The following is a 24836-nucleotide window of genomic DNA, read 5'->3' on the forward strand; positions in this document are numbered from 1 at the left end:
GGCTACACCTTCCTCGCGTGCACCAGGAGGATGGAGGAGAGGGACGGCAGTCGGCAGGCCAAGCGGTCCAGCGGGCGGAGCGGGCGCGGCACTCCGTGGAACGGCGCACCGGCGACCGTCACCACCTCGAACCCGGACGCCGCCACGAACTCGCGCAGCGCGCGCGCCGTGTAGAGCCGCAGATGGCCCACCACCTGGCTGCCAGGCCTGCCGTGGATGCGGCGCAGACTCACCTCGGAGAACACCGGTTGGACTCCGGCGAGCAGCAGCCCGCGGTTGTACCAGGCGGCAAGGTTCGGCGTGGAGAGCATCAGATGCCCCCCGGGTCGCAGCACCCGGTGCAGTTCGTCGAGGGCGCTGTCGGGGTCGACGAGGTGCTCGACGACCTCGCTGAACAGCACGGCATCGGCGCTGCCGGAGGCGAACGGCAGCCCACCGCCGGTCAGCTCGCCGCGGACGACCTGGCTCAGACGCGGCGCCGCCCGGCGCAGCGCGTCCTGCGACCAGTCGACTCCGACGATGCGGTGCCCCTTCAGTACGCGGGCCGCGGTCGCGGCCGCCGAGCCGTCACCGCAGCCCACGTCGAGCACGGTCGCGGCCGGGCGGCCGGGCCCGGCGGGCCCGAGCGCATCGGCCAGCATCTGGGCCTGGCGCAGACTACGGGCCTCGCCGGAGGCGACGGGGACGGTGGGGTCCTCGTAGAAATCCCGCAGCCCGGGGACGGGCCGGGTCGGCGAATGCACCGGTGCCTCGGGCGAGTTCCCGGCGGCGGAGCCGTTGGATGAGGGGGTCATGACGCCTTCCCACGGTTCTCCCGGGCGGAGCAGGCTCCACCCGGTGTCGGGTCCGGACGCAATGCGTCGCGGTCGTACGGCCCGCCGGGTCGGCATGCCTTGTCCCGAACTCCGGGCGTCCCGGGGTCCGGAGCGGTGGCGTCCGCCTCCGGAATGTCGGCTTCCGGCCCCACACCCCAAGCGTCCGACCCGGCCCTGGTCACCTGTGACGTCGTCGAAAGCGACTGCTCGAACAAGCCCGCCAGGTGCGCGCCCGCCGCGTCACCGAGCAGCGCCCGCGACCAGCGCAGCGTCACATGCAGTCGCCCGTCGGTGGAAGCCGCCGCCACGCTCAGCCCGCGCGGCATCCGCGCCGGTGCGGAGAACCACACGGCTCTCGCCCGGCCGGCGTCACCGAAGTCCAGCGAGTACGGAACGCGCCCGATATTCGTGACCAGCGCCGTCGACGTCCAGGGCGCGGCCGCCCGCCGCGCGCCACGGGTGAGCGCGCCCCGGATTCCGACCGGCAGCAGCCGCGCGGTCAACAGGCTCGCCCCGGAACCCAGCGGCGCACCCTGGGCCGACTTCAGCGCGCGGGTGCGCCGAGCGGTGGTGCCCAGCAACCGGGCCACGGCCGCCAGGTCCGGCCGCTCACCGAGCAGCAGGTCCGTGTCGCGCGGGTCCTCGGAGGTCATGGCCACCTCGACGATCCGGGTTCCGTTCCCCATCGGCATCTCTCTGCCGCGCGGACGGTCGTCGACGGGCATGGTGATCCGCACCGGACCGGCCGGCCTGCCCTGCGAGACGTTCCAGCGGCCCACCATCAGTGACGCCGCGACCAGCAGTTGGTCATTGACGGTCCACGGCGCGGGCCCGCCGGTCCGACCCACACGCGGCGGAACGGGCAGCTCCGCCTGCAGCATGCCGTTGCCCGCAGCGCGGGCGCGCACCGGCTCGGGGCGGGAGTCCGGCGCGACTCGCACGGGCCGCGCGCAGACCGCGCGGGCCGTTCCGTCGGTCGCGGCCGGGGCCGGCCCCGAGGGGTCCGGCCGAACCGGCCCGGGGACAGGGAGAGCGGCCGAGCCGCCGTACCGTTCCGCGGTCGTGGCGAGCACCCGCAGCCCGGACCCTGCGTCGAGGGCCGTGTGATGCATCGTCAGCAGCAGCACGGTCCGGGTCGCCTCCGGCACGCCCGCCTCCGGCGGCTCACCGGCGGTCGTTCCCTCGTCCACCTCGATGACTTCCAGGCGCATCGGCGGCGACAGGGCCAGCGACGGACATTCCGTCAGGGCTCGCGCGCGGGCGCGGTCCAACGCGTCGGGTCCCGGCCGCGCGAAGCTCACCGGGTCGCTGTCCGGTTCGCCGGTCAGCTCCCACGCGAAGGACTGCCGGTGCCGGCGGCCGGGCACTTCCCGCATCAGCACCCGGGGGTGCGTCAGCAGCGCCCGCCGGAACGCGGTCCGCAACCGTGCCGGGTCCAGCCGTCCGGGCAGATGGACCTCGATGTGTACGGTCTCCGGCTCGTCGTCACTGAGGCAGTGCCGCGACACCTCATCGATGGTCGGAAAGGGAATCCGGACCCCGCCGGGAGGGGTTGAGGTCCCCCGTCCGGCGGCGGTCCGCGACGAGGTCATGACGGGCCACCGCCTCCTGGATGCCGAGGGAGCGGCTCAGTCCGGTCGTCCCCGGCGCTCGTGCTTCCCTGCCGGGCCGTGACCACCGGTCCGGCTACGGGCGCGTCGTCACCGCCGTCGCTTTCCGGCGCGTCGGCACCGCCGTCGCAGTTCCGACCGGCGGCCGCGGACGCCGGGCTTACCGCCGTCACCAAGGCGGCGGACAGGGCCACCAGTGCCAGTACCTGGGCGAAGGCGCTGAACGCGCCTTGCCCGGCGGCAGCCGGCTCCCCGGCTCCGACGGCCGCGGCGATGCCCGCTCCGGTCATCGCCACCGCGGCGGTCGGCACCAGGACGGCCGGCCTGAACCGGGCCGCCACGGCGAGTACGGGCACCACCAGAGCCAGCGGACCCGCCGCCACCGCGACGACGGCGGTCAGCGCCAGCGTCCCGAGCAGCATCCCGGGGGCCGCCGGTTCGGGCAGCTCCTCGTCGGTTTCATCAGCGCGCCTGCGGCCCACGAAGGCCAGTGCGGTCAGCGCGACGAGCGCGATCACACCGCCGATCAGGGCGGCCCGGTACGGCTTGGAGGGCTCGAACTCCAGGTTCACCGTGCCGGACGCCCCGGCCGGGACCACCCAGGCCTGCTGCCAGCCGTCGAGCCGCACCGACTCCAGCTCCGTGCCGTCCAGGGTGGCCTTCCAGCCGTCGTTGGCGTTCTCGTAGGTCTGCAGGTACGTGGCCTCGCCGGAGCCGGCCGACACCGACACGGTCCGGCTGTCGTCGGTCCACTTGGTGACGGTGGCCTCGCGGCCCGCGGCTCCCGCGATCTCCTGCGGGGTGCCCTGGGTCAGAGTGACGTCGGTGATCGCCAGCGGACCCGCGTCGCCCGCCTCCACCTCGTGCTCTCCGGCCGGAAGGTCCAGGGTGCCGTCCTTTTCCTCTCCCGCGCAGAGTTCGACGGTGACGGGACGCCGCTCGGTGAGGTCCCGGACGGATCCGGAGGCCTTCGTCTTGTGCAGGACACCGCCGATGGCAAGGTCCGGGCCCTCACCGCACGGCAGCGAGAAGCGCGCGGACGGCTTCGGAGGCGGCACCCGCAGGTCGGCCAGCGCGGGAACGTGGACCTCACTGAGCCCGACCGGCAGCTGCAACTGCGCGTCCGCCACCGGATTGTGGACGGTGAGCGGGGCGACCCTGCTGACGGTGATGTCGAGCCGGTTCGTCTCGATCTCCGGGAAGCGCACCCGCCCGTTCTCGTCCACATCAGCCGTGGCGGAGCCGTGCGGCGAGCTGATCAGCACCTGCTCGGGCCGGGTGGACACCCCGCCCGCCGGCGCGAGGATGATCTCGTCGACCTTCTCCTTCTTGGGCCAGCTCAGGTGGACGACCGGCCGGTCGCCTGCGATCCAGGCGGTCGTCAGATCACCGTCGACCAGGTTGCGGGCGCTGAGTGACATGCCGTTGCGGCTGGTGGAGTCCGCGGAGGCCGTCACCCGGTTCTTCGGTCCCGGAGCCGAACGGTCCAGCAGTTCGTCCAACGGGCCGCCGGGCACGGCGACGGCTCGCGCCGACACCTTGTACTCGCCCGCTTCCTGGGTGCTGAACTGCCGGTGCAGTCCCACCTCGGCCGATACGGGCGACAGGCCGCCCGCGTCGGTGCCGCGGTGCAGGGAGTAGACGGTCGACGCCGCGTCGGTGCGCTTCGCGTCGGCGGGCAGCGCCAGCATGCGCGTCACCTGCACATCCGGGATCGACACCTCGGAGAAGCCGGCCCCGGACAGCCCCGGCCGCGCCTGCTGCGCGGCAAGGACGGTGATCTTCATCCAGGAGGCCTCGCCGACGGGCGCCTTGACGCTCTGCGGCTGGCCATTCGTCTGCAGCGGGCTTTCGGCCGAACCGCGGTCGGTCTCGATCCGCACCCGCGTGGGCGCGGCGCGCATGCTGTCGCCCGGGAGGGGCCTCAGCTGGATGGAGGCCGGGATGTCGGTCGGCCCGGAGAAGTCCACCTTGAGCCACTGACCGGCCGGCTTGCCCGGGCTGCCCTCGGCCCACGCGGTGTCCGGGTTGCCGTCGAAGGCGTTCACCGGGTCGTACTGCGGCAGGTGGAACAGCCAGTTGCCACTGCTGGAGGCCGTCACGGACGTCGCGCCGCGCAGGTCGGCCGTCGTCTGGTGATCGGTGCCCTCCGACGGCAGGATCTGCTTGGGCTTCTCGCCCGGGTTCTGCAGGCTGCCGGAGTGATTGCGCTCGTCCGCGGTGTACGTGTACGAGGTGTTGTTGTTGACCAGGCCGAACCGGGTGTCGGCTCGGCGCAGCCCGTCCGCGACGGCCTTCACCGGTGCGGTGACGCCCTGGGGAAGACTGTCCCCGGCCAGTACGGCCGGCCGGTCGGCCATCGAGGGATCGGCCGACAGCTGGAGCAGCGACTCGGGTCCGCCACTGACCACGGCCGTGTCGGCCGCGGCCGACACACCGACCCTGTCGGGACGCCTGTCGCGGTCCTGCGGCTGATAGATCTCCACGGACTGGAGCCGCGGATACAGCCCCTGCACCTGTAGCGGGGTGTCGGCGGCGATGCGCCCGCCGGTCACGAGCGGGCCGAACCCGGCGACCTTCTTGTAGCCGGACGATTCCAGGGTCCGCTTCACCGTCTGCGGCGGGACATAACCGATCTGGTCGGGGTCGAGATCATTGCGCACGACCACTTCGTGCATGCCGGCCCGTGCCAGGTATGCCTGAAGGCCCGGAACCTCGGTGCCGGACAGCAGCGCCTGCTCGACGGCGTCCGTCGCCCGGCGTGAGCCGGGTGTACCGAAGGGCACGAAGTCACGCTGCGCCCAGGGCGTTTCGGCCAGCACGTCGAACGGCTGGTCGATGGGCGAACCCCAGGTGTAGATGCCGTGCGCCGTCGCCGGTACGACCATGGCCCGGCTGTTCGGGGCGTTGTCCTTGAGCCAGCCGGCAGCCTTCTCCCAGTGGGTGGGCAGCTTGGTGAAGGCGCCGGGCTGCAGGATCGAGCCATTGAGGTACGGCAGGGCCAGGCCGGGCAGTACCAGCACCGCCACCACCGCGGGCGCCCAGCGGCGACCGGGAAGTGCGCGAGCACTTGTGCTCACGGAGAGCACAGCCGTCAGGTGGGCCAGGCCGAGGGCGAGCGCGAGGGCCAGTCCCGGCTGGAACTTGTAGATGTTGCGGAAGGGCTTCAGCGACCCGTTCAACCACTCCTGCACGACACCGTGGAACGGACCGCCGAAGGCGCCGCCGTACCCGGCCAGCGTGATCAGGACGACGGCCAGGACGGTCAGCAGCAGCCAGCGGCGCTCCGGCAGGTCCCGGCGGGCCAGGCCCGCCAGCCCCAGTGCCGCGGCGAACGCCGAACCCAGGACGGTGATGACGGACGCCGCGACGGTCCAGCCGGCCGGCAGCCATGCCTCACCGAAGTTGAGATACGCCACCCAGTTGCCGGCGCCGCGCAGCAGCTCGGTCGCGGACATGGTGGCGGTGGTGGTGTCGGCCTGCTCGACGTACGGCATGAAGTTCTCGCCGTGGACGGCGAGCAGGAGCAGCGGCACCACCCACCACACGGTGGCCAGCACGACGCCCGGTATCCACCAGCCCAGCAGCGCGCGCCGGCGCCGGCCGGCCGGGCGGCTGAGCAGGTACAGACCCACGGGCAGCAGCGAGGCCAGCGTCGAGGCGGCGTTCACACCACCCATGAAGGGGATCAGCATGGCCGAACGTGCGGCGGCCATACGGGGGCTCAGCGCCGCGGAGGTCAGCGGCAGCAGCACCCAGGGCAGCAGGGCACCGGGCAGCGCGGCGGCGGAGGTCGAGCCGATGACGATCGTGAAGGTGGGCCACAGCGCGTACACCACCGCACCGAGCAGCCGTGTCGCGGGCGTGCCCACGCGCAGCCGTTCGGCGAGCCTGAGCGCACCCCAGAAGGCGGCGGTCACGATGATCGACAGCCAGAGCCGCTCGGCCAGCCACACCGGCACCTGCAGCAGGTCCATGAACCCGTAGTAAGGGAGCGCCGGGAAGGCGTAGCCGATGTACTGGTTGGCCATGCCGCCGAGGCCCACGTTGCCGTTCCACAGCGAACCGAGGTCGCCGAGGAAGCGCCAGGGGTCGAGGGCGACGCCGAGCTTGGTCTCGAACGTCATCTTCCCCGGTGACACCGCGAGGAAGGACACCAGCACGACGGCCCAGAAGCCGAAAAGCAGACGTCGTCCGCGCGGCGCCCCGGACGCCCCGGACGCCTCGGACGGCGTCGGGCCGGGCTGCGGCGCCCGGGTGGGCGCCTGGACCGTAGTGGTCATGACCGTTCCTCGCTTCGCTTGCTCATGGGCTTCGCCTGAGAATCAGCAGCAGATTCCAGGTGGCGATCTCGCGGAGTCCCGGCACCCGGGTGATCGTGCTCGCGAAGAACGGCCAGTAACGGGACCGCGCCGTGACGACTTGCACGTCGTCGCGGCCGCGGACGTGCCGCAGGGTGGGACCGATGTGGACGGGGAACAGGTTTTCGCCGACCGTGTGCTTCGCCTCGCGTCCGGTGCGCCGTTCGTAGCGTTTACGGGCCCGGTCGGCCCCGAGGTAGTGCCACGGCGCTGTCTCGTGACCTCCCCACGGGGAGAGCCAGTTGGTGAACGACAGGTAGATCAGTCCGCCGGGGCGGGTGACCCGCACCATCTCGCTGATGAACGTCTGCGGGTCCGACACGTGCTCCAGCACATTGGACGAGAAGCACACGTCCGCCGCGCCTTCGGCGAGCGGCAGCAGATAGCCGTCGGCGAGCACCGCGTCCTCGGTCACCGGGCCGCGTGCGCTCAGCTCCCGCAGGTCGGGCTCGAAGAGGTAGCTTCGCGCGCCGCGGCGGCGGAACTCCTCGGTGAAGTGGCCGCTGCCGCCGCCGATGTCGACGACGATCTTGCCGGGCAGGTCGATGTGACGTGCCACTTGTGCGACCGAGTCACGGGCCAGCAGGGTGTAGCACCGCTCGGGGTCGCTCTGTTCGCGCATGAACGCCCGGAAGAGGGTGGCCGATCGCCGCAACGACGGATCCTTGAACGCGCGTTCGGTGACATCGAAAATGGCCGCTCACCTCCCGCGTCCCGGCGCGGCGGCGAGCGCTGCGGCCTCGGCTGCGACCGCCTGGAACTGACGGACCGTCGATCTCCAGCGGAAGCGCTCGGCGCGACGCGCGGCGGCACGTCCCATGGCTGCGCGCCGGTGGGCACTGAGCGACAGAGCGCACCACGCGGCGGCGAACGAACTCTCACCCCGGGCCAGCACCCCGGTCTCCCCGTCCTCGATGGAGTCGCACAGGCCCGGTATGTCGAAACCGACTGCGGGAGTGGCCCGGGCGGCGGCCTCGGTGACGACCAGCCCCCAGCCCTCGACGAGGGAGGGATGCAACAGCAGCCAGGCCTCGCACATCAGCCGGTGCTTCTCGGCCTCCGACACCCGGCCGGCGAACGTCACACCGGGGCCGGCCATGGCTTCCAGCCGCTCGCGTTCGGGGCCGTCACCGACGATGACGAGCCGACCGCCGGTGACCGGACGGACCCGCTCCCACAGCCGCAGGAGCAGATCGATGCGCTTGTACTCCACCAGCCGGCCGACGGCCAGGAACAGCGGTTCCTTCGCCTCGGGCAGCAGCGCGCCGGGGTCTTCGACACCGTTGTTGACGATCCGGATGCGGTCCGCGGCCACGCCGATGCCGCGCAGCTCGGCGGCGGTCGACTCGGAAACGGCCACCATCAGGTTTGCGCGGTGGGTGCCTGCCAGCGCCCAGTGCTCCAGCCTGCGGCCGAGCCGGGCCGCCGGGCCCGGGTAACGCATCTGCCAAAGATCGGTGTGCACATGGTTGACCAGGCACAACGTCGGTCCGCGGTGCCACAGCGGCGCCAGGTACGGCATGCCGTTGCACACCTCGACCAGCAGGTCGCAGTCGCCGACCTCGCGGGCGACGGTCTTCCTGGCGCGCAGGAAGTGTCCTGCGTCACCGCCCGCAGAGACCACGCGGTACTCGCGTTCTGCGGCTGGGCCGCCACACACGAGCGTGACCTCGTGGCCGCCGGCGGTCAGACCGCCGGCTATCCGGTCGATGAGCAATTCCGAGCCGCCGGCGGCCTGGTTGCCCAGGTCACGGCGGGCGAGGAAGGTGATCCGGCGCGGCAGAGGTTCCGCGACGGGTGCGATGTGCGGGTCATCGGCGAGCGAGTTGGTGACTGCGCTGCCGGTGCGGGCTTGAGCGGGGACGGAGTCCTCCTGGCCGGAGGCCAGAGCGGACGCGTGCTGGGGCATAGTGGTGCTCCAACTCGACTGCTGCGGGGGCAGGCGGGTGAGGGATTGCCGGGCTTCCGGGGGTGAAGCGCTGGGCTGGCTCGGTGTGCGGGGTACCGGCCGGTACTGCCGGGACCGTGCCGACCGGCATGTGCGGTCGGCACCGTTGAGCATCCGGCCGGTGGCGGACTCCTGAGGGTGAGAGCCTGGCACCTACCGGAATCACTGGTTCCTACTGCGGGGTAACCCAAGTGTTCGTTCGAGTCATTCGTTCCACTACTCACGCGGGTGACAAGTTTGGGCCGGCCGGCGGCCCACTTTCATCACTCGCTTGAGTGTTCTGTCTGCCGACGGCCACGTATCAGCATCAGCACGCCGGCGGCGGCGAGCAGACCGCCCGCGATCCCGCCCGCAACGGGCACAGTCTCGCCGAGCAGCTTCAGCCGATTGCCGTCGTCCGCGGCCAGCGTCACCTGCTCGCGCCGGGTCGCCTCGGTGAACTCCAGCCGCTTGCTGGACAGCAGGGTGACCGCGTCCTTCTTCGAACCCGGGGCCCGGAGCGTCTTCGTCGGCGCGATCACCGCGTTCATGATCCGGCCCGTGCGCTGGTCCACCGTCAGCTCAATCCCCGCGTTGGAGTACCACTCCTCGGCGAGGACCTGGCCCTGCGGGCGGCCCACCAGCACGCCGGGCACCTGACGGCCGCCGGTGCGGGTGGCCGCGACGGTGCCGACGAAGACGTAGCCCCGGTGGCCGTGGATCTTGGTGGTGCCCTTGAACTCCAGCGGCACGGTGGCACCCAGGGTGCTGTCCCACCAGGTGTAAGCGCGCTTCTCGACATCGAACGGGAACTTCAGGTAGGCCTCGCCCTCGAACTTGGGCTTCTCCTCGCAGCAGCGCACCGGCAGGTTCGTGCGGCGGTCGGTGACCCAGCGTTCGGTGGTCCATTGCAGGGATTTCCGCGGGTCGGCCAGCGGCAGCGTCTTCGGGGTGTCGATCTGTGTCGACACGTCCCAGATCGCGTTTCCGCTGCGCTCGCTGCCGGCGACGTCGCCCAGCACCCGGCGGGTGATCGTTATCGTCTGGCCGTCCACCGTGGAGACGGATCCGGTGTCGAAATAACTACCCTCACCAGTGAAGACCGTCGTGGAGTTCACGTCGGTGGGCGTGCGCTTGGCACGCGGCTCCACGTACCAGGCGAGCAGCTGAGTGAGTACCAGCAGAAAAACGCCAGTACCCAGCAGAATCAGGGACAAACGCGACGTTGAACGGCGCATGCGGGTACTCCAATGCGGGCGGGATATGCGGGGCGTTTCACGGACCGTGCGGGAAGGGGTCACACGCACGGATCTCAGCCTGTCCGGGCCGAGGAGTGGCGTACCCGGGAGTAACAGCGCTGTGACCGGCGAAATTAGGCGGAGCTTGACCACCTGTCAATGCGACTCGCATACTGATCGCGCCGGACCGGGCCGGCGCGCTGGGTGACAACCTCATCGATAGAGAGGCCAATCACCCTCATGCCCAGACTGCTCGCCGCCTTCCTGACCTGCGTCGCCTCCGCCGTCCTGGCCACAGTCGCCGCCTTCGGAATCGTCGCCGCCCTCAATGTCACGCCCGAGCAGCAGAATGTGCCGCTCGTCACGTTCCCCGACCCTCCCGCCAACGGGACGTCCAGCACACCGAGCCCGAGCGCGGGCTAGGTTGTGAAGATCCAGGCCCGCTGATCGAGCGGCGTGCGGACCGGACGTCCGGGAGAAGGTGCTGCTGTGGCAGCGTCGTCAGCGTGGCACGACGTGCCACGAGAACAGATTCAGCGGTTCGCCGACCGAGCCTTGGAGCAGGTCCCCGAGCTTGCACAGGACATCCTCGCCGAGATCCGACGGGAATATCCGGGTCTGGCGTTCATCGCCGACGAGTCCGGAGAGCCGAAGGCCCTGGTGGCGATCCGGCACGCGCTGGAGCTCTTCGTGGAGCAGATGACCACGGGGTCGGACCGGCCGCGCGCCCTTCCGGAGATGTTCCAGGACTTCGGGCGCGGTGAAGTCACGCAGGGGCGCAGCCTGGACTCCTTGCAGGGCATCTACCGGCTGGGCGTACGCCTTTCCTGGCGGCGTATGGCGGAGATCGGCCAGCAGGTCGACATCCCGCCCGCAGCCATGTACGAACTCGCCGAGTCCGCGTTCGAGTACCTCGACGTCATGGTGGCGCAGTCGGTACGCGGCTACGCCGAGGCCGTCGCCCGCCAGGCCGGGGAGCGGCTGCGCCTGCAACGACAACTCGTCGAGCTCCTGCTCGCCGAGCACCGCACGGATCCGTCCGCCTTCCTCGCCGACCGCGCGGCCGGCATCGGCTGGCAACTGCCCGAAAAGGTGGCGGTGGCCGTGCTGCTCCGCCCCGCCCAAGAGGCCGTCGCCCCCGCCGTGGGCGTCGAGGTGCTGCTCGACATGGAGGGCGAGCACCCGCGCATGGTGGTGCCGGACCCGGAGGCCCCCGGGCGCGCGGAGTTGCTGCACCGGGCGATGGCCAACTGGTCCGGCGCGATCGGCCCGTCGGTTCCCCTGACGGAGGCCGCCACGTCGCTGCGCTGGGCGGAGACCGCCGTCGGGATGATCGAGCAGGGCCTGCTGCCGCAAGGGCGGCTCCTGCACTGCGGCGAGCATGTCGAAGCCCTGGTGCTGCTGCCCGCAGGGGAGTTGATCGACGAGCTGGCGCGGCGGCGGCTCACCCAGTTGGACGAGTCCGGCGGCCCGGCGCACGCCCACCGTCTCGCCGAGACCCTGCTGGCCTGGCTGGAAACGCGGGGTGGCACGCCGGAGGTGGCCGCCCGGCTCGGAGTCCACCCGCAGACCGTGCGCTACCGGCTGAGACAGCTCCGTGAGTTGTGGGGCGAGGACCTGGACGACCCGGACCGCCGCTTCGAACTGGAGCTGGTGCTTCGCGCTCGGCGGCTGCGCGGTGATCTCGTCCCACCGCCTGACTGACCCGGGGGCGACGCTGACGGACTGTCGGATGCCTCGCGCCTGACAGCCCGTCAGGGTGTTTGAAGCGGGGGTCAGTTACATCCCTGCCGGTGCCGAAGCCCGCCGTGTTGCGGCAGTGCACCCGATCTTGATCAACCCAGGAAACTCAGCGCACCTGACGCTCCACGTTGTCCTGGTTGGCATCCGCGAGACTCCGTCAGGGCAACCCTCAGCATGGACGCGCACTGGCCCGGCGAGAGAGCCACAGACCAACCGGGCGGGCGAGACACGGCCCACGGCTTCTTCAGAAATCTGGGAGAGGAGATCCTGGCCGGAGTTCTCCCAACGGTTACTCGCTGGGCCGCTCAGAGTGACGCGGCCGAGGACCTGCACGTTCGCGAATCCGGGGCCGCAACTGACCGCGACCGCCACGCAAGAGCAGCAGGCCGGGCTCGCGGTCGGTGAGCAGGCCGATCACCGCGGTCGTGCAGGTGTGTGCGGTGCAGACGGAGATGCCGAAGCCGGCCGCGATATGCGCGAGTTTGTCGTGCCGGGCAGGTACACCACCCCGACCAGAGCGCTCTGGTGCGGCAGGACAAAAAACCAACGATGCTCCTGTGCCGATGGGTTGAGACGACGCACACTTCCCTCAACGCACGGGAGCCCGTGCGTTGCGGCCCGTGCCGCCAGGGTGGCGCCCCGCTCCGCGGCTGTGGCCAGGCAGCCGTCCCGGTTGACGGTAGGTCAAGTAAGGCTTGCGGAACCGCACTGAGCGCCCCTGTTTCAGCGGTGTGTGCCGTGTCACGTATTTCAGGGCTGGCCAAGTTGTCTACATCACAGCGGAAATGTCCTTTTATCGTCCATGCTCGAGTCGGTTACCGACTCCCGAAGTGGAGTCCATCGGCAACGTCTTGGGCGCGGAATCCCAAAGTGACCCATGACACAGCACTCGTGACATTCCTGCTTGTTCTCATGGAAGGTGCACCATTATGGCCGCTTACCTCTGTCCTCCTGCCGTGATACACGGCGAGCACGACGTCAAGACCAGCCAGATCGTGGCGGAAGTGCGCGGCCGGCATCCGCACGCGGCGTGGGCGACGCGGATCGACAGCATCGCGGCCAGCACGGGCATTGAGACCCGCGGGTGGATGCTGCCGCTGGAGACCGCCGTCGCGCCTGGCAACGGCGGCAGTCTAGGGGCTGTCGGCATCGGGGCGGCCCAAGAGGCGTTGGCGCTCGACGGGTTCACCCAGCAGGACGTGGACCGCGTGATCGCCGCACTTGAGGCGATACCCGCACCACAGACCGTCCAGGAGCGCACCGCGCCGGCTTGGGAGGCCGTGCAGTCCTACGGGGAGCGTGCGGCGCGGGGGGCCCTGCAGATCGCCGGGCTGGACGCCGCAGACATCGACTGCCTGATCACCAGTCACTCCACGACCCCGGCGCTGCCGGGTCTGGACATCGCCCTGGCCAACAAGCTTGCGCTCCGCAACGACGTGATGCTACTGCCGACCACGCAGTGGGCCTGTATCGCGGGGACCCGCTCCCTGGCACTGGCGGCGGATCTCGTGGCCGCGGACCCCGACAGGGTGGTCCTGGTCGTGATCGCGGAGGCGCTGAGCACGACCTACCAGCCTGCGGACGACACTCTCGAATCCCTGATCGTCCGGTTGCTGTTTGCGGACACCGCGGTCGCCATGGTGGTCACGGGCCGCCCGAGGGGCGAGTCGGTACTGCGGCTGGACGCCGCCTGGCACCACACCCTGCCCGGCACCCAAAATCTGCACCGCCTGGATACGCGGTCGGACGGCAACCACTTCGTGATGGACCGGCGCGGGCCGCGCGCCGTTCAGGAGACGGTCACCGCGATGTGGGAGTGGCTGCGCGTCCGTTACCAGGACAACCCCGACTCCTGGCACCCCGACGTGCTGCTCGCGCACCCCGGCGGGACCCGGGTGCTGGAGTACATGGAGCAGACGATGCCCGACGCGTGGCCGTCGGGGCTGCTGGACTACAGCCGGGACAGCTACACCAGCGGCAACCGCGGAGGCGCCGCCGTGTTCGACATCATGCGGCGCGCGCACGACGCCGGGCAGAAGTCAGGCAATCGCGCCGTCCTGTACGCGGCGGCACCGGGCCTCACCGCCACCGCCCTGGAAGGCGAGTGGCTGTAGTGCGATCCCACGCCATGCACCAGCAAACGGGCGCCCGCATCACCGGTCACGACACCGGTACCGCCGAGGGCACCGCCCGTAGGGTCGGTAGGGTCGGCTGACGCACGCCGACCGTACCTTCGCCGCACTCCCATACGCCGGCCGAGCCCCGCGCCGCAGCCGCGTCACCTCTCGACTTCCGCCCAGACCACCTTGCCGGAGTCCGTCCACCGGACCCCCCACCGGGTGGTGAGCCTGTGCACGACTTGCAGGCCACGGCCGCCGTCGTCGAGGAGGCTGCCCCGGCTCAGACATGGCCTGCCGTTGCCGGTGTCACCCACCTCGCACAGCAGGCCGTGACCGGCCCTGATCAGCCGTACCGTGATGGGACCGGCGGCGAAGCGCACCGCGTTCGTGACCAGCTCGCTGACCAGCAGCAGCACGTTGTCCCGGGTGTCGTCCCTGGTGCGCCATTTTTGCAGCAGCGCGGACACCTGCGAGCGGGCACGGGCGGGGGCGTCGTCGCGGGCGGGCAGTCGCCAGGTCGCGGTGTCCCCCTTGCGGTAGCCGATCATCCGCGCGAGCAACAGGGTCACATCGTCGCGCTGGCGCGCAGGTGCCAGCTCGGAGACGACGTGCCGTGCGGCCTGCTGCAGGGAATCCCAGGGGTGCACCCTGGACACGGCGTCCGCCAGCCTGACGATGCCCTCGTCGATCGACACGGCCGGATCCTCCACCAGGCCGTCGGTGAAGAGAGCGAGCAGGGATCCCGGGGGTGCGCCGAACGTGTGCACGTCGAACGGCTCCCGCAGCGCGAACTCGGCGCCCAGGCCGGGGTGAGGGCGGACCGCGAGCAGGCGCGCGTGCCCGTCCGGGGAGACCAGGACCGGGGGAAGGTGGCCGGCGCTGGACAGCGCCAAATGGTGGCTGACCGGGTCGTAGAGGGCGATGCAGCAAGTCGACCCGAGGGCGCTGTAGCCGGCCGCCAGGCCGGACTCCGCGTCGTCCAGCAGCGTCACGGTCTTGTCCAGGTGCTCCAGTACCTCGTCGGGCGCGAGCCCCGCGGACAGCAGCGCGCGGGCCTCCATGCTCAGTTGCCCCATGGTTGCCGCAGCGCCCAGGCCGTGCCCGACGACATCACCGACCACCAGCGCGGTACGGCCGTCCGGCAGCGGAAAGCTGTTCACCCAGTCGCCGCCGACGCCCGCGCTGTCGGGCGTGGTGGGCTGGTAGACGCTGGCGATCTCAATGGTGTCGCCGCCGGTCCGGGGAAGCAGCCGCCGCTGCAACGCCAGCACCTGCGTGTGCTCGCGCTGGTGCTGACGGGCCAGGTCGACGTGATGCGCGGTCCTGGCAACCAGTTCCTGCAGGTCGAGCAGCTCGCTGTCGCGGAAGGGACGGTCCGCCCGCCGCCAGACCTCCGCAACACCCAGCACGACGGACGGCGGGCCGTCCAAGACCAGCGGTATGCACGCCACACCCGCCGACCGGTCGCCGGGCACCAGGGCACGCATCACTCGCGGACTGCCGAGTACCCGCTCGACCGCCTCCCGGTCGGGTATGACGATGGCCTGCGCGGCGTCGTCCCGCAGGACAGCCTGCGCCAGCAGGCGACTCGCATCGCTGGGGAGATCGTCGCCCGGAGTCACGTAGCCCTCGGGCCACGCCCGGTCCGGCACCAAAGCCGCCCGCCGTAGCCGGATGTGCCCCTGCCCCTGCCCCTGCCTGGTGACTCCCTCGCCCGTCCACACGGCGAAGTCGAGGTCGACGGCGGCCACGTCTCCCCAAGCCAGCAGGGACTGCGCCAGCGACTGCGCGGTCTCGCCGATGTCCAGCGAGGTGCCGATCGCGGTCTCGGCGGCGTACAGGTGCAGCCTCCTGGCCATGGCGATCAAGGAGACGGTCAGGCCCTCGTGAGGCAGCGCGGCAGGCAGGATGCTCATCGAGACCACCAGCTCCGACCCGTCGCCGCGCCGCAGGCGCTGGATCCGGGCGACGTGCGCCTCACCGGTCTCCAGGACCTGCCGCAACCGCCGTGTGACCGTCGGTACGTCCCCGGGGGGCAGGGAGTCGACGAAGGGACTCCCGGCCACGACGTCCAAACCCGCGAATACAGGGGCGTCCAGATTGCAGCGGGTGATTCTCAGATCCTTGTCCAGGTTGACCGCGCCGAGAATCTGATCCTGACGGCTGGCTGCCGGATTGTCGGGTACGCGAGGGCGGGTGGTGCGGTCGCCCTGCGCGTCGGCGGGATCGGGGGCCGCTGCCGCTCCGACGCGCGGGATGTAGCGCCCCAGGGCGCTACTGACCATGTCGAACGCCGAGGAAGACGAGGGAGAGGGTGTGGAGTCCATGCGGCTCTCTCAGCAGTCCCCGGCGCAGCGCCGGGGCCGTACTCGGACCCGTGCGACGGGGGCCCCGAGATCCCTGACCGCACACCTCATTGAATAACACCGGGGGTCGCTTCGCCCACACCAGCGGATCGCGCGGTGAATGCGGACAGTGAGGGAACGCCGATGCTGCGGCCGATGGCAGGCGGGTGGGTCGACCGGCGGCAGTGCCGGCATGCGGGCCTTGTCCTTTTCGATCCGGTCGGCCGGGCGGGCGTGCAGGGTGCGGAAGGCCTTCACGCCAGGAAACTCAGCCGCACCTGGCGCTCCACGTTGTCCTGGTTCGTATCGACGAGGCAGATGGACTGCCACGTACCGAGCTCCAGCCTGCCGCCGATCACCGGCAGCGTCGCATGCGGCGGCACGAGCGCGGGAAGCACATGATCCCTGCCATGCCCGGGGCTGCCGTGGCGGTGCTGCCAGCGGTCGTCGGCCGGGAGCAGGGTGTGCAGCGCGGCGAGCAGATCGTCGTCGCTGCCCGCGCCGGTCTCGATGACGGCGATGCCGGCCGTCGCATGTGGCACAAAGACATTGAAGAGGCCGTCCCGGCCGCCCGCATTCTGCTGGAGGAACTGTTCGCAGGCGCGGGTCAGATCGGTCACGGTCTCGTCCGCGCCGGTGGTGATGCGCAGCGTCGTGGAGCTGAAGGGTCCGGGCATGGGTCCATCTTCGTACGCGTTCCCGGGACACGCAGACGACGCGCGCGCGGCCCGCCGAGCACCGGCCCTCCCGCAGCGTGTCAGGCCGTCGCCGCCTGCCGCAGCGCCTCGATCAACACCTCGACCGACGGCCGCCCGCGTGATGCGGCGCGCACCGCCACCACCACATGACGCTCGACATGGTCGGCCAGCGGCACCGCGGCAAGCCCCTCGGAGCGCAGAGCCAGCATCAGCCCGGTCAGCGGCGCCACGCCGAGCCCCTCGCCGACCATGGCGAGCGAGGTCGCGGTGTCGGTGACCTCATGGACGACACGGGGTTCGAATCCGGCCCGGCGGCAGGCCGTGCGTATCGCGCGTCCGTAGTACGTCTGCGGCGCGGGCAGTATCCAGTCGCGGTCGGCGAGCTCGGTCAGCCGCCAGGACGTTCCGGCGGGCGGTTCGTCCGTGGCGCGTACGGCGATCGTGAACCGCTCGGAGTGGAGCCGGACCAGCTCGGACGCGTCGTCCCGGGCGAGCGGGGCGTCCGGGTAGTCGAGGCCGAGGGCCAGATCGACGCGCCCGGCCGACACCTCCGCGTGCGTCTGGTCGACGTCGACCTCCTGGCTCACCACCCGCACGCCCGGATGATGCTCGCCGAGCCAGCGCAGAGCGGGCGGCAGGAACGCGGCGGCCGCCGTACCGAACACGCCGAGCCGCAGCCGGGCCGCGATCCGGGTGTGGGTGCCTTCGATGGCCGCCGCGGCGTCGGCCTGGGCCCGCAGGATGCGTCCCGCGTGGTCGACCAGCGTGTGTCCGGCGTCGGTGAGCTCGACGCGCCGTCCGACCCCCCGGATCAGCTCCGCGCCCGCGGTCCGCTCCAGCTGGGCGATCTGCTGCGAGATCGCGCCCGGGGTGTAGCCGAGCGCCGCGGCCGCGGCGGTCATGGTGCCGCGGCGCGCCAGCTCGACCAGCGCGCGCAGATGCACTCCACCGAGTTCCATGGAGAGGATCTAAAAGATCGACTGCTGAAACTGTCAATGGACGGGAAGAGTCGAGGGCGACCACCATGGCTGTCACCGAGCAGACGGGACGGTCCTTCATGGCTCACAGCGCACCTGATCCGGACTCCGCTCCTCTCCCCTCCTCCGCCGAGGTCGTGATCGTCGGCGGCGGCGTCATCGGCGCGAGCGTCGCCTTCCACCTGGCCGAGGCCGGGGTGAGGGACGTGCTGGTGCTGGAGCGCGACGAGCCGGCGTCGGGTTCGTCCGGAAAACCGATCGGCGGGATCCGCGCCCAGTTCTCGGATCCGCTCAACATCGGTCTCGGACAGCGCAGCCTGGAGGCGTGGCGGACGTTCGCCGACCGGCCCGGGGCGGACATCGGGATCGACAGCGTCGGTTATCTCTTCCTCCTCGGCGACGAGGAGGAAGTGGAGACGTTCCGGCAGGCCGTCGTCGTGCAGAACGAGCTCGGGGTGCCGAGCAGGATCATCACGCCGCGCGAGGCGCACGAGCTGTGCCCCTATCTGGATCCGCGGTCCATTGCGGCCGCCGCCTTCTCCCCCGCCGACGGCTTCGCGCTGCCCGGGGCCGCGGTCCACGGCTATCTGCGCGCGGCACGGAGGCTCGGCGCGACGGTCCGTACGCGCTGCGCGGTCACCGGCTTCGACACCGAGGGCGGCCGGGTGCGGGCGGTGCGCACGGACTCCGGCACGGTGCGGACCGGGACGGTGGTGTGTGCGGCGGGCGCGTGGTCGGCGGCGCTCGGCGCGATGGCCGGAGTGGATCTGCCGGTCACGCCGCTGCGCCGGCAGATCGCCCTGACCGGGCCGCTGAGCCCCGCGCCGCCGCGGATCCCGTTCACCCTCGACTTCGCCTCGACCATGTACTTCCACAACGACCGCGCGGGCGGGCTCGTCCTCGGTCTCTCCGACGCACGTCAGGAGCCGGGTTTCGGACGGGAGTTCAGCCGCGAGTGGCTGGAGCCGTTCCAAGAGGCCGCGCTGCGGCGGGCGCCTGCGCTCGCCGGCCTTCCGGCCCGGAGCGGCTGGGCGGGGCTGTACGAGATGACGCCGGACCGCAATGCGCTGATCGGCCGGGCCGCGTCGGTGGAAGGCTTTCTGTATGCGACCGGCTTCTCCGGGCACGGCTTTCTGCAGGCGCCAGCGGTCGGCGAGATCATCCGCGACCTGTATCTGGACCGGACGCCGTTCATCGATGTCGGACCGCTCTCCGCGGCCCGCTTCGAAGGCAGTGGTGCGGCCGTCCGCCCCGAGGCTCACATCATCTGACCCCACCATCGCTGAGACCGCGAGTCCATGAGTCCGAACCTGAGTCAGAAGGAGGACCGCATGATCCCGACCTGGCGGCTGCGGGCCGCGTTCGCCCGCCGGCTGTCCGACATGTACGGCGCCGAAGTCCCCGCGTACACCACGCTGCTGGAGGTGTCGGCCCAGGTCAACGACGAGGTGATCGGCAAGCACGGCGACGCGGGACGGCTCGGCGGCATCGAGCGGGTCACGGCGGAGCGGCATGGCGCGATCCGCGTCGGCACCGCGCTCGAAATGCGGCAGGCCGCGCAGATCTTCGCCGCGCTCGGCATGCGGCCGGTGGGTTTCTACGATCTGCGGGAGGCGGCTGCCAGCTCCGTCCCGGTCGTCTCCACCGCCTTCAGGCCCATCGAGGCCGAGGAGTTGGAGCGCAACCCGTTCCGGGTCTTCACCTCCATGCTCACCACCGCCGACCGGCGGTTCTTCGACGCCGGTCTGCAGTCCCGGCTGGAGTCCTTCCTCGGCCGGCGCGAACTCTTCCCGCCGGACTTGCTGGAACTGGCGGCGCGCGCCGAGCGGGAGGAGGGCCTCGACGAGGAAGCGGCCGAGCGCTTTCTCACCTTGGCCGTGGCGGCGTTCGAGCTGTCGCCAGAGCCGGTGGACCGCGCCTGGTACGCCGAGTTGGAGCGGATCTCGGCCGTCGCCGCCGACATCGGCGGGGTCGCCAGCACCCATGTCAACCACCTCACGCCGCGTGTGCTGGACATCGACGAGCTCTACCGGCGCATGGGCGAGCGCGGGATCACGATGATCGACCGGATCCAGGGGCCGCCGCGCTGGGACGGTCCGGATGTGCTGCTGCGGCAGACCTCGTTCCGTGCGCTGTCCGAGCCGCGACGCTTCCGCGAGCCGGACGGCGCCGTCGGCGAAGGCGCGCTGCGGGTGCGGTTCGGCGAGGTCGAGGCGCGCGGCATCGCGCTGACGCGTTCGGGCCGCGCGCTCTACGACGAGCTGATCGGCGAGCCCGACGATGTCTGGGCCGGGCGGTTCCCTCGTACGGAACGCCAACTGGCCGTCCAGGAGCAGGCATTCTTCCGCTATGAAGCGCCGGCAGAGCGGCCGCGCGACGGTCTGCGCCCGCCCGCGGATCTCGCCGGGCTCCTCGACGGCGGATGGCTGCGCGCCGGTCCCATCGTCTACGAGGACTTCCTGCCGAAGTCCGCCGCCGGGATCTTCCAGTCGAACCTCACCGACGAAGGCACCCGGGACACGACGGCCACCGGCACGCACTACGACCAGCAGTGGCTCTCGGACGTACTCGAGCGCCCGGTCCACGACCCCTTCGACCTCTACGCCGCTCAGCAGGACAGTTCACTACGGCAGGCCCGTCAGGACCTCGGACTCCCCAAGGACACGCCTTGACCAGCACCAGCACCAGCATTCCGCTTCCCGAAAACGACTCCCTGCGCTCGCTGGCGAGCGAGAGTCTGCAGGCATGCGGCGCCCGGATGCCCGAGGGCGGCGGCGATGTCGTCGCCCGCTCGCCGCTGACCGGGGCCACCCTGTTCACCCTGCCCGTCACCACAGCCGAGCAGGCCGACGCGGCGATCGCCGCGGCCGACGAGGCGTTCCGCGTCTGGCGCACGGTGCCCGCGCCGCAGCGCGGAGCGCTGGTCAAGCGGCTCGGTGAACTGCTCGCCGAGCACAAGGAGCAACTGGCGGACCTCGTCACCATCGAGGCCGGGAAGATCCGCTCCGAGGCGCTCGGCGAAGTACAGGAAATGATCGACATCTGCGATTTCGCGGTCGGTCTGTCCCGGCAGCTGTACGGCCGGACGATGGCGTCGGAGCGGCCCGGCCACCGGCTCTCGGAGAGCTGGCACCCGCTCGGTGTCGTCGGCGTGATCTCGGCCTTCAACTTCCCGGTCGCCGTCTGGTCGTGGAACACCGCCATCGCCCTGGTCTGCGGTGACACCGTCGTCTGGAAGCCCTCCGAGCTCACTCCGCTGGCCGCGCTCGCCTGCGACGCGCTGCTCGCCCGCGCGGCCGTCGACACCGGAGCACCCGACGGAGTGCACCGGCTGGTGCTCGGCGCCCGGGAGCTCGGCGAACGGCTGGTGGACGATCCTCGCGTGGCGCTGGTCAGCGCGACCGGCTCGGTCCGGATGGGCCGCGAGGTCGCGCCGCGGGTCGCCGCCCGCTTCGGCCGCTGTCTGCTCGAACTGGGCGGCAACAACGCCGCGATCGTCGCTCCGTCCGCCGATCTCGATCTCGCCGTACGCGGAATCGTCTTCTCCGCGGCGGGCACCGCGGGCCAGCGCTGCACCACGCTGCGCAGGCTGATCGTCCACGAGGACATCGCCGACCAGCTGGTGGAGAAGATCGTCCATGCGTACGGGCAGCTGCCGATCGGCGACCCGTTCGACGCGGGCACCCTGGTCGGGCCGCTCATTTCGCCCACCGCGCACGCGGCAATGGCCGAGGCGCTGGCGACGGCGGAGGCCGACGGCGGCAAGATCCTCACGGGCGGCGACCGGCAGCCGGCGGAGGATGCTCCGGACGCGGTGTATGTGCGGCCCGCGGTCGTACGGATGCCCGCGCAGACCGCCGTCGTACGCCATGAGACTTTCGCGCCGATTCTGTACGTGCTCACGTACCGGACCCTGGACGAGGCGGTCGCGCTGCAGAACGGCGTCCCGCAGGGGCTGTCCTCCAGCATCTTCACGCGGGACCAGCGGGAGGCGGAACGCTTCCTGGCCGTCGACGGCTCCGACTGCGGCATCGCCAATGTCAACATCGGCACGTCGGGCGCGGAGATCGGCGGGGCGTTCGGCGGCGAGAAGGAGACGGGCGGCGGACGCGAGTCCGGTTCGGACGCCTGGCGCGCGTATATGCGCCGGGCCACCAACACGGTGAACTACTCGGACAGTCTGCCGCTGGCCCAGGGAGTGAACTTTCTGTAGGCCTCTTTAGGTAGGTCTCGCTGAGCCGTCACCTACAGCTGCCACCGGGAGCTGTCAGGTGCGGGAAGATCCACGGCCCCGGCACGGTTGGTAGAAGCGTGAACAACTTCGGGGCGTATGACGTGGACGTGGTCGTCATCGGCGCCGGACAGGCGGGACTGTCCGGCGCCTATCATCTGCGGCGCACCGGACTGGCGCCGGACCGCGACTTCGTGGTCCTCGACCACGCCCCGAGGCCGGGTGGCGCCTGGCAGTTCCGCTGGCCGTCACTGACGTACGGCAAGGTGCACGGCATGCATGCACTGCCGGGCATGGAGCTGACCGGCGCGGACGACGCGCGGCCCTCGTCGCAGGTGATCGGCGAGTACTTCACGGAGTACGAGGAACGCTTCGGTCTCCGCGTCCACCGGCCCGTCGACGTCCTGGCCGTGCGCGAGGGCGACGGCGGCCGGCTGCGCGTCGAGACCTCGGCTGGCGTCTGGTCGACGCGGGCGCTGATCAACGCGACCGGCACCTGGGACCGCCCGTTCTGGCCGCGCTATCGCGGCCAGGAGACCTTCCGGGGACGGCAGTTGCACACCGCCAACTACCCCGGCCCCGAGGAGTTCGCCGGGCAACGGGTGATCGTGGTGGGCGGCGGGGCCTCGGGCACCCAGCATCTGATGGAGATCGCGGAGTTCGCGGCGGACACGACCTGGGTGACGCGCCGGCCGCCCGTCTTCCGCGAGGGCCCGTTCAACGAGGAGTTCGGCCGCGAGGCGGTGGCCATGGTCGAGGAGCGCGTACGCCAGGGACTTCCGCCGCTGAGCGTCGTCTCGGTGACGGGCCTGCCGCTCAATGACGCCGTGCGGCACGCTCGCGAGACGGGCGTGCTGGAACGGCTGCCGATGTTCGACCGGATCACGCCGACCGGGGTTGCCTGGGACGACGGGCGGACGGTGGACGCGGATGTGATCCTCTGGGCCACCGGTTTCCGAGCGGCGATCGACCATCTCGCGCCGCTGAAGCTGCGCGAGCCGGGTGGCGGCATCCAGGTGGAGGGCACGCGCGCGGTGAAAGACGCCCGCATTCACCTGGTCGGGTACGGGCCTTCGGCCTCGACGATCGGCGCGAACCGGGCGGGCCGGGCAGCGGTCCGCGAGATCAGGCAACTGCTGGAGCACGAAGCGGCCGTGGCGTGATCGCGACCTCGATCGCAGCCACCATGGTCACCGCAGCCACCGCGGACGGTTAGCCCGAAGTCGCCTTTCTACGGTTGGCGTTGAAGTCGTCCACGTTGCGCTGGTGCTCCTGGTAGCTCGCCGTGAACCGGGTGTCCCCGGGCGCCACGGTGACGAAGTAGAGCCAGTTTCCGGGCGTGGGATTGATCGCGGCGTTCATCGCCTGCTCGCCGGGGTTGTCGATCGGCGTCGGCGGCAGCCCCTGCCGCTGGTAGCTGTTGTACGGGCTGTCGATCCTGGTGTCGTCGGCCGTGGTGTCCACCGTGCTGCGGTTGAGCGCGTAGTTCAGTGTCGAGTCCATCTGGAGCGGCATGCGCTGGGCCAGCCGGTTGTAGATGACGCGGGCGACCTTGCCCATGTCCTGGGGCGTATCGGCCTCGGCCTGCACGATGCTGGCGATGTTCACCGTCTGATAGACCGTCACGCCGCTGCGATGAGCGCCGCTGGTGATGCTGTCGGCGCCGAACCGCTCGTTGGCGGTGTCGACCATGTAACCGAGCAGGCTCGCCGGGGTGGTCGTGTCGTCGATCGGATACGTGGCCGGGAAGAGGTACCCCTCGGGATTGCCCTTGGCGTCGGCCGGCAGCTTCAGCCGTGCTGTGGCGGCGGCCTTGCGGGTGGTGCCGGGCGGCTCGCCCAGGGCCTTGTCGACCGCCGCGTAGACCTGGGAGGCGCGCCAGCCCTCGGGGACCAGCAGAGACCTTTCTTCCTCTTTCGTCTCCTTGAGCAGCAGCGGCACCACAATCGCGGCCGCCACCACGAGGACCGCGGTCACGATGAGGACGACCAGGCCACGACGGGTCGGACGGCGCCTGCGCCCGGCCCGCGGCAGTGAGGGCTCGTTCTTCATACGGGCACGCTAACCCGGGCCTGCCGGCGAGCCCGGCACCCGGGCCGGGGCGACCCGCCGCTCCGGGGAGCGGCGGGCGCCCGGACGCGGGCCGGGCTCAGGGAGCGAACGGCGGCAGCGCGGCGAACTCGGGCACCGCCTGCACCGACGCGGCCAGCCCATCGAGCGTGCGCCGGACGCGGGTGAGCGGGTGGTCCGGGAACTGCTCGTCCCACTTCGCGTGGTCGGCCGCGTGGAAGGGAAGTCCGCCTCGCACCTCGGGCGCGTACGGGTGGGGCCGGAAGTAGTTGTCGTGGCCGACCTGGGCCATCACCATCGCCTCGCGCATCCCCGTCATTCCGCGCTCGGGCGCCTGGATCTTCACTACGGTGCTGCAGGTCGCACGGGGCACGGTGAAGCTGCCGATGAACACCTGGCCGTTGGGCTGTCCCGGTAGCGGCAGCTTCAATATCTGCTTCAGCGCCGGCAGTTGTCCGAGCGACTTCACTGAGGCCTCGACCAGGCCGCCGCCCGCCTCGGCGGTGATGCGGGTGAGCGCGGCGCGCAGGGCCGGACCGTCGTCGAGCGACGCGGGCAGGTCCGGCGCCAGGCCGAAGAAGTGCAGGGACAGCACATCGCCTTCGTCATTGGCCCAGACGTCCTGGTCGACGGGTCTGTAGCCGGGCAGTTCCACCCCAAGGAGAGCTCTCATGGGCGGGCATCATGCCGTACGCGCGCGA

At 71.1% G+C, this 24836-nt stretch carries 18 protein-coding genes; 7 read left to right on the forward strand and 11 right to left on the reverse strand.

Annotated elements, in window-relative coordinates:
• Positions 1-2 precede the first annotated feature (2 nt).
• The 6 genes from ACH4YL_RS02565 to ACH4YL_RS02590 form a co-directional block, all read right to left on the reverse strand.
• Entirely contained in the window at positions 3-794 is a 792-nt protein-coding gene (locus ACH4YL_RS02565) for a methyltransferase domain-containing protein (RefSeq protein WP_398504031.1), read from the reverse strand.
• Positions 791-2407 carry a condensation protein gene (locus ACH4YL_RS02570; protein ID WP_398504032.1) on the reverse strand — a complete coding sequence of 539 codons (1617 nt, stop codon included), beginning with the start codon at positions 2405-2407 and terminating at the stop codon, positions 791-793. The genes ACH4YL_RS02565 and ACH4YL_RS02570 overlap by 4 nt, the downstream gene beginning before the upstream one ends.
• Positions 2404-6708 carry an alpha-(1->3)-arabinofuranosyltransferase family protein gene (locus tag ACH4YL_RS02575; RefSeq protein ID WP_398504034.1) on the reverse strand — a complete coding sequence of 1435 codons (4305 nt, stop codon included), beginning with the start codon at positions 6706-6708 and terminating at the stop codon, positions 2404-2406. The genes ACH4YL_RS02570 and ACH4YL_RS02575 overlap by 4 nt, the downstream gene beginning before the upstream one ends.
• Before the next feature lie 22 nt (positions 6709-6730).
• The gene (locus ACH4YL_RS02580; RefSeq protein ID WP_398504377.1) at positions 6731-7408 is read right to left on the reverse strand and encodes a class I SAM-dependent methyltransferase; all 678 of its coding nucleotides are present in this window, start codon (positions 7406-7408) and stop codon (positions 6731-6733) included.
• 78 nt (positions 7409-7486) lie between these two features.
• Positions 7487-8695 carry a glycosyltransferase family 4 protein gene (locus ACH4YL_RS02585; RefSeq protein WP_398504036.1) on the reverse strand — a complete coding sequence of 403 codons (1209 nt, stop codon included), beginning with the start codon at positions 8693-8695 and terminating at the stop codon, positions 7487-7489.
• Positions 8696-8997: 302 nt separating this feature from the next.
• Positions 8998-9951 (reverse strand): DUF3068 domain-containing protein, encoded by a 954-nt coding sequence (locus ACH4YL_RS02590; protein WP_398504037.1) that lies wholly within the window; start codon positions 9949-9951, stop codon positions 8998-9000.
• A gap of 240 nt (positions 9952-10191) precedes the next feature.
• On the opposite strand from ACH4YL_RS02590, the gene ACH4YL_RS02595 reads away from it, so the two are divergent.
• The 3 genes from ACH4YL_RS02595 (at position 10192) to ACH4YL_RS02605 (ending at position 13808) form a co-directional block, all read left to right on the forward strand.
• Positions 10192-10374 carry a hypothetical protein gene (locus ACH4YL_RS02595; protein WP_398504038.1) on the forward strand — a complete coding sequence of 61 codons (183 nt, stop codon included), beginning with the start codon at positions 10192-10194 and terminating at the stop codon, positions 10372-10374.
• A 93-nt stretch (positions 10375-10467) separates the two neighbouring features.
• Entirely contained in the window at positions 10468-11655 is a 1188-nt protein-coding gene (locus tag ACH4YL_RS02600) for a PucR family transcriptional regulator (RefSeq protein ID WP_398504040.1), read from the forward strand.
• 968 nt (positions 11656-12623) lie between these two features.
• Positions 12624-13808: a type III polyketide synthase gene (locus ACH4YL_RS02605; RefSeq protein WP_398504042.1), complete on the forward strand. Its 1185-nt coding sequence runs from the start codon at positions 12624-12626 to the stop codon at positions 13806-13808.
• 164 nt (positions 13809-13972) lie between these two features.
• Here the strand turns inward: ACH4YL_RS02605 and ACH4YL_RS02610 are convergent, their stop codons facing one another.
• The 3 genes from ACH4YL_RS02610 to ACH4YL_RS02620 all read right to left on the reverse strand — a co-directional run bounded on the left by ACH4YL_RS02610 (position 13973) and on the right by ACH4YL_RS02620 (position 17816).
• A complete protein-coding gene (locus ACH4YL_RS02610; RefSeq protein ID WP_398504043.1) occupies positions 13973-16141 on the reverse strand; it encodes a SpoIIE family protein phosphatase in 2169 nt (722 codons plus the stop codon).
• Between the two features lie 272 nt (positions 16142-16413).
• The gene (locus ACH4YL_RS02615) at positions 16414-16836 is read right to left on the reverse strand and encodes a secondary thiamine-phosphate synthase enzyme YjbQ (protein ID WP_398504045.1); all 423 of its coding nucleotides are present in this window, start codon (positions 16834-16836) and stop codon (positions 16414-16416) included.
• Positions 16837-16916: 80 nt separating this feature from the next.
• Entirely contained in the window at positions 16917-17816 is a 900-nt protein-coding gene (locus ACH4YL_RS02620; protein WP_398504046.1) for a LysR family transcriptional regulator, read from the reverse strand.
• A gap of 98 nt (positions 17817-17914) precedes the next feature.
• On the opposite strand from ACH4YL_RS02620, the gene ACH4YL_RS02625 reads away from it, so the two are divergent.
• From ACH4YL_RS02625 to ACH4YL_RS02640, 4 genes are all read left to right on the forward strand, one after another.
• Entirely contained in the window at positions 17915-19105 is a 1191-nt protein-coding gene (locus ACH4YL_RS02625; protein ID WP_398504378.1) for an NAD(P)/FAD-dependent oxidoreductase, read from the forward strand.
• 60 nt (positions 19106-19165) lie between these two features.
• Entirely contained in the window at positions 19166-20506 is a 1341-nt protein-coding gene (locus ACH4YL_RS02630; protein ID WP_398504048.1) for a 2-oxoadipate dioxygenase/decarboxylase family protein, read from the forward strand.
• A complete protein-coding gene (locus tag ACH4YL_RS02635; RefSeq protein WP_398504050.1) occupies positions 20503-22047 on the forward strand; it encodes an aldehyde dehydrogenase family protein in 1545 nt (514 codons plus the stop codon). The genes ACH4YL_RS02630 and ACH4YL_RS02635 overlap by 4 nt, the downstream gene beginning before the upstream one ends.
• 98 nt (positions 22048-22145) lie before the next feature.
• Positions 22146-23228, forward strand: coding sequence for an NAD(P)-binding domain-containing protein (locus ACH4YL_RS02640; RefSeq protein WP_398504052.1), 1083 nt, complete (start codon positions 22146-22148; stop codon positions 23226-23228).
• A gap of 49 nt (positions 23229-23277) precedes the next feature.
• Here ACH4YL_RS02640 and mltG read toward each other — a convergent pair whose 3' ends face one another.
• Both mltG and ACH4YL_RS02650 read right to left on the reverse strand, forming a co-directional pair.
• Positions 23278-24117: an endolytic transglycosylase MltG gene (mltG, locus tag ACH4YL_RS02645; RefSeq protein WP_398504054.1), complete on the reverse strand. Its 840-nt coding sequence runs from the start codon at positions 24115-24117 to the stop codon at positions 23278-23280.
• Positions 24118-24214: 97 nt separating this feature from the next.
• Entirely contained in the window at positions 24215-24808 is a 594-nt protein-coding gene (locus ACH4YL_RS02650) for a hypothetical protein (protein WP_398504056.1), read from the reverse strand.
• Positions 24809-24836: the final 28 nt, after the last annotated feature.

Source organism: Streptomyces sp. NPDC020681 (assembly GCF_044334895.1).
GTDB lineage: Bacteria > Actinomycetota > Actinomycetes > Streptomycetales > Streptomycetaceae > Streptomyces.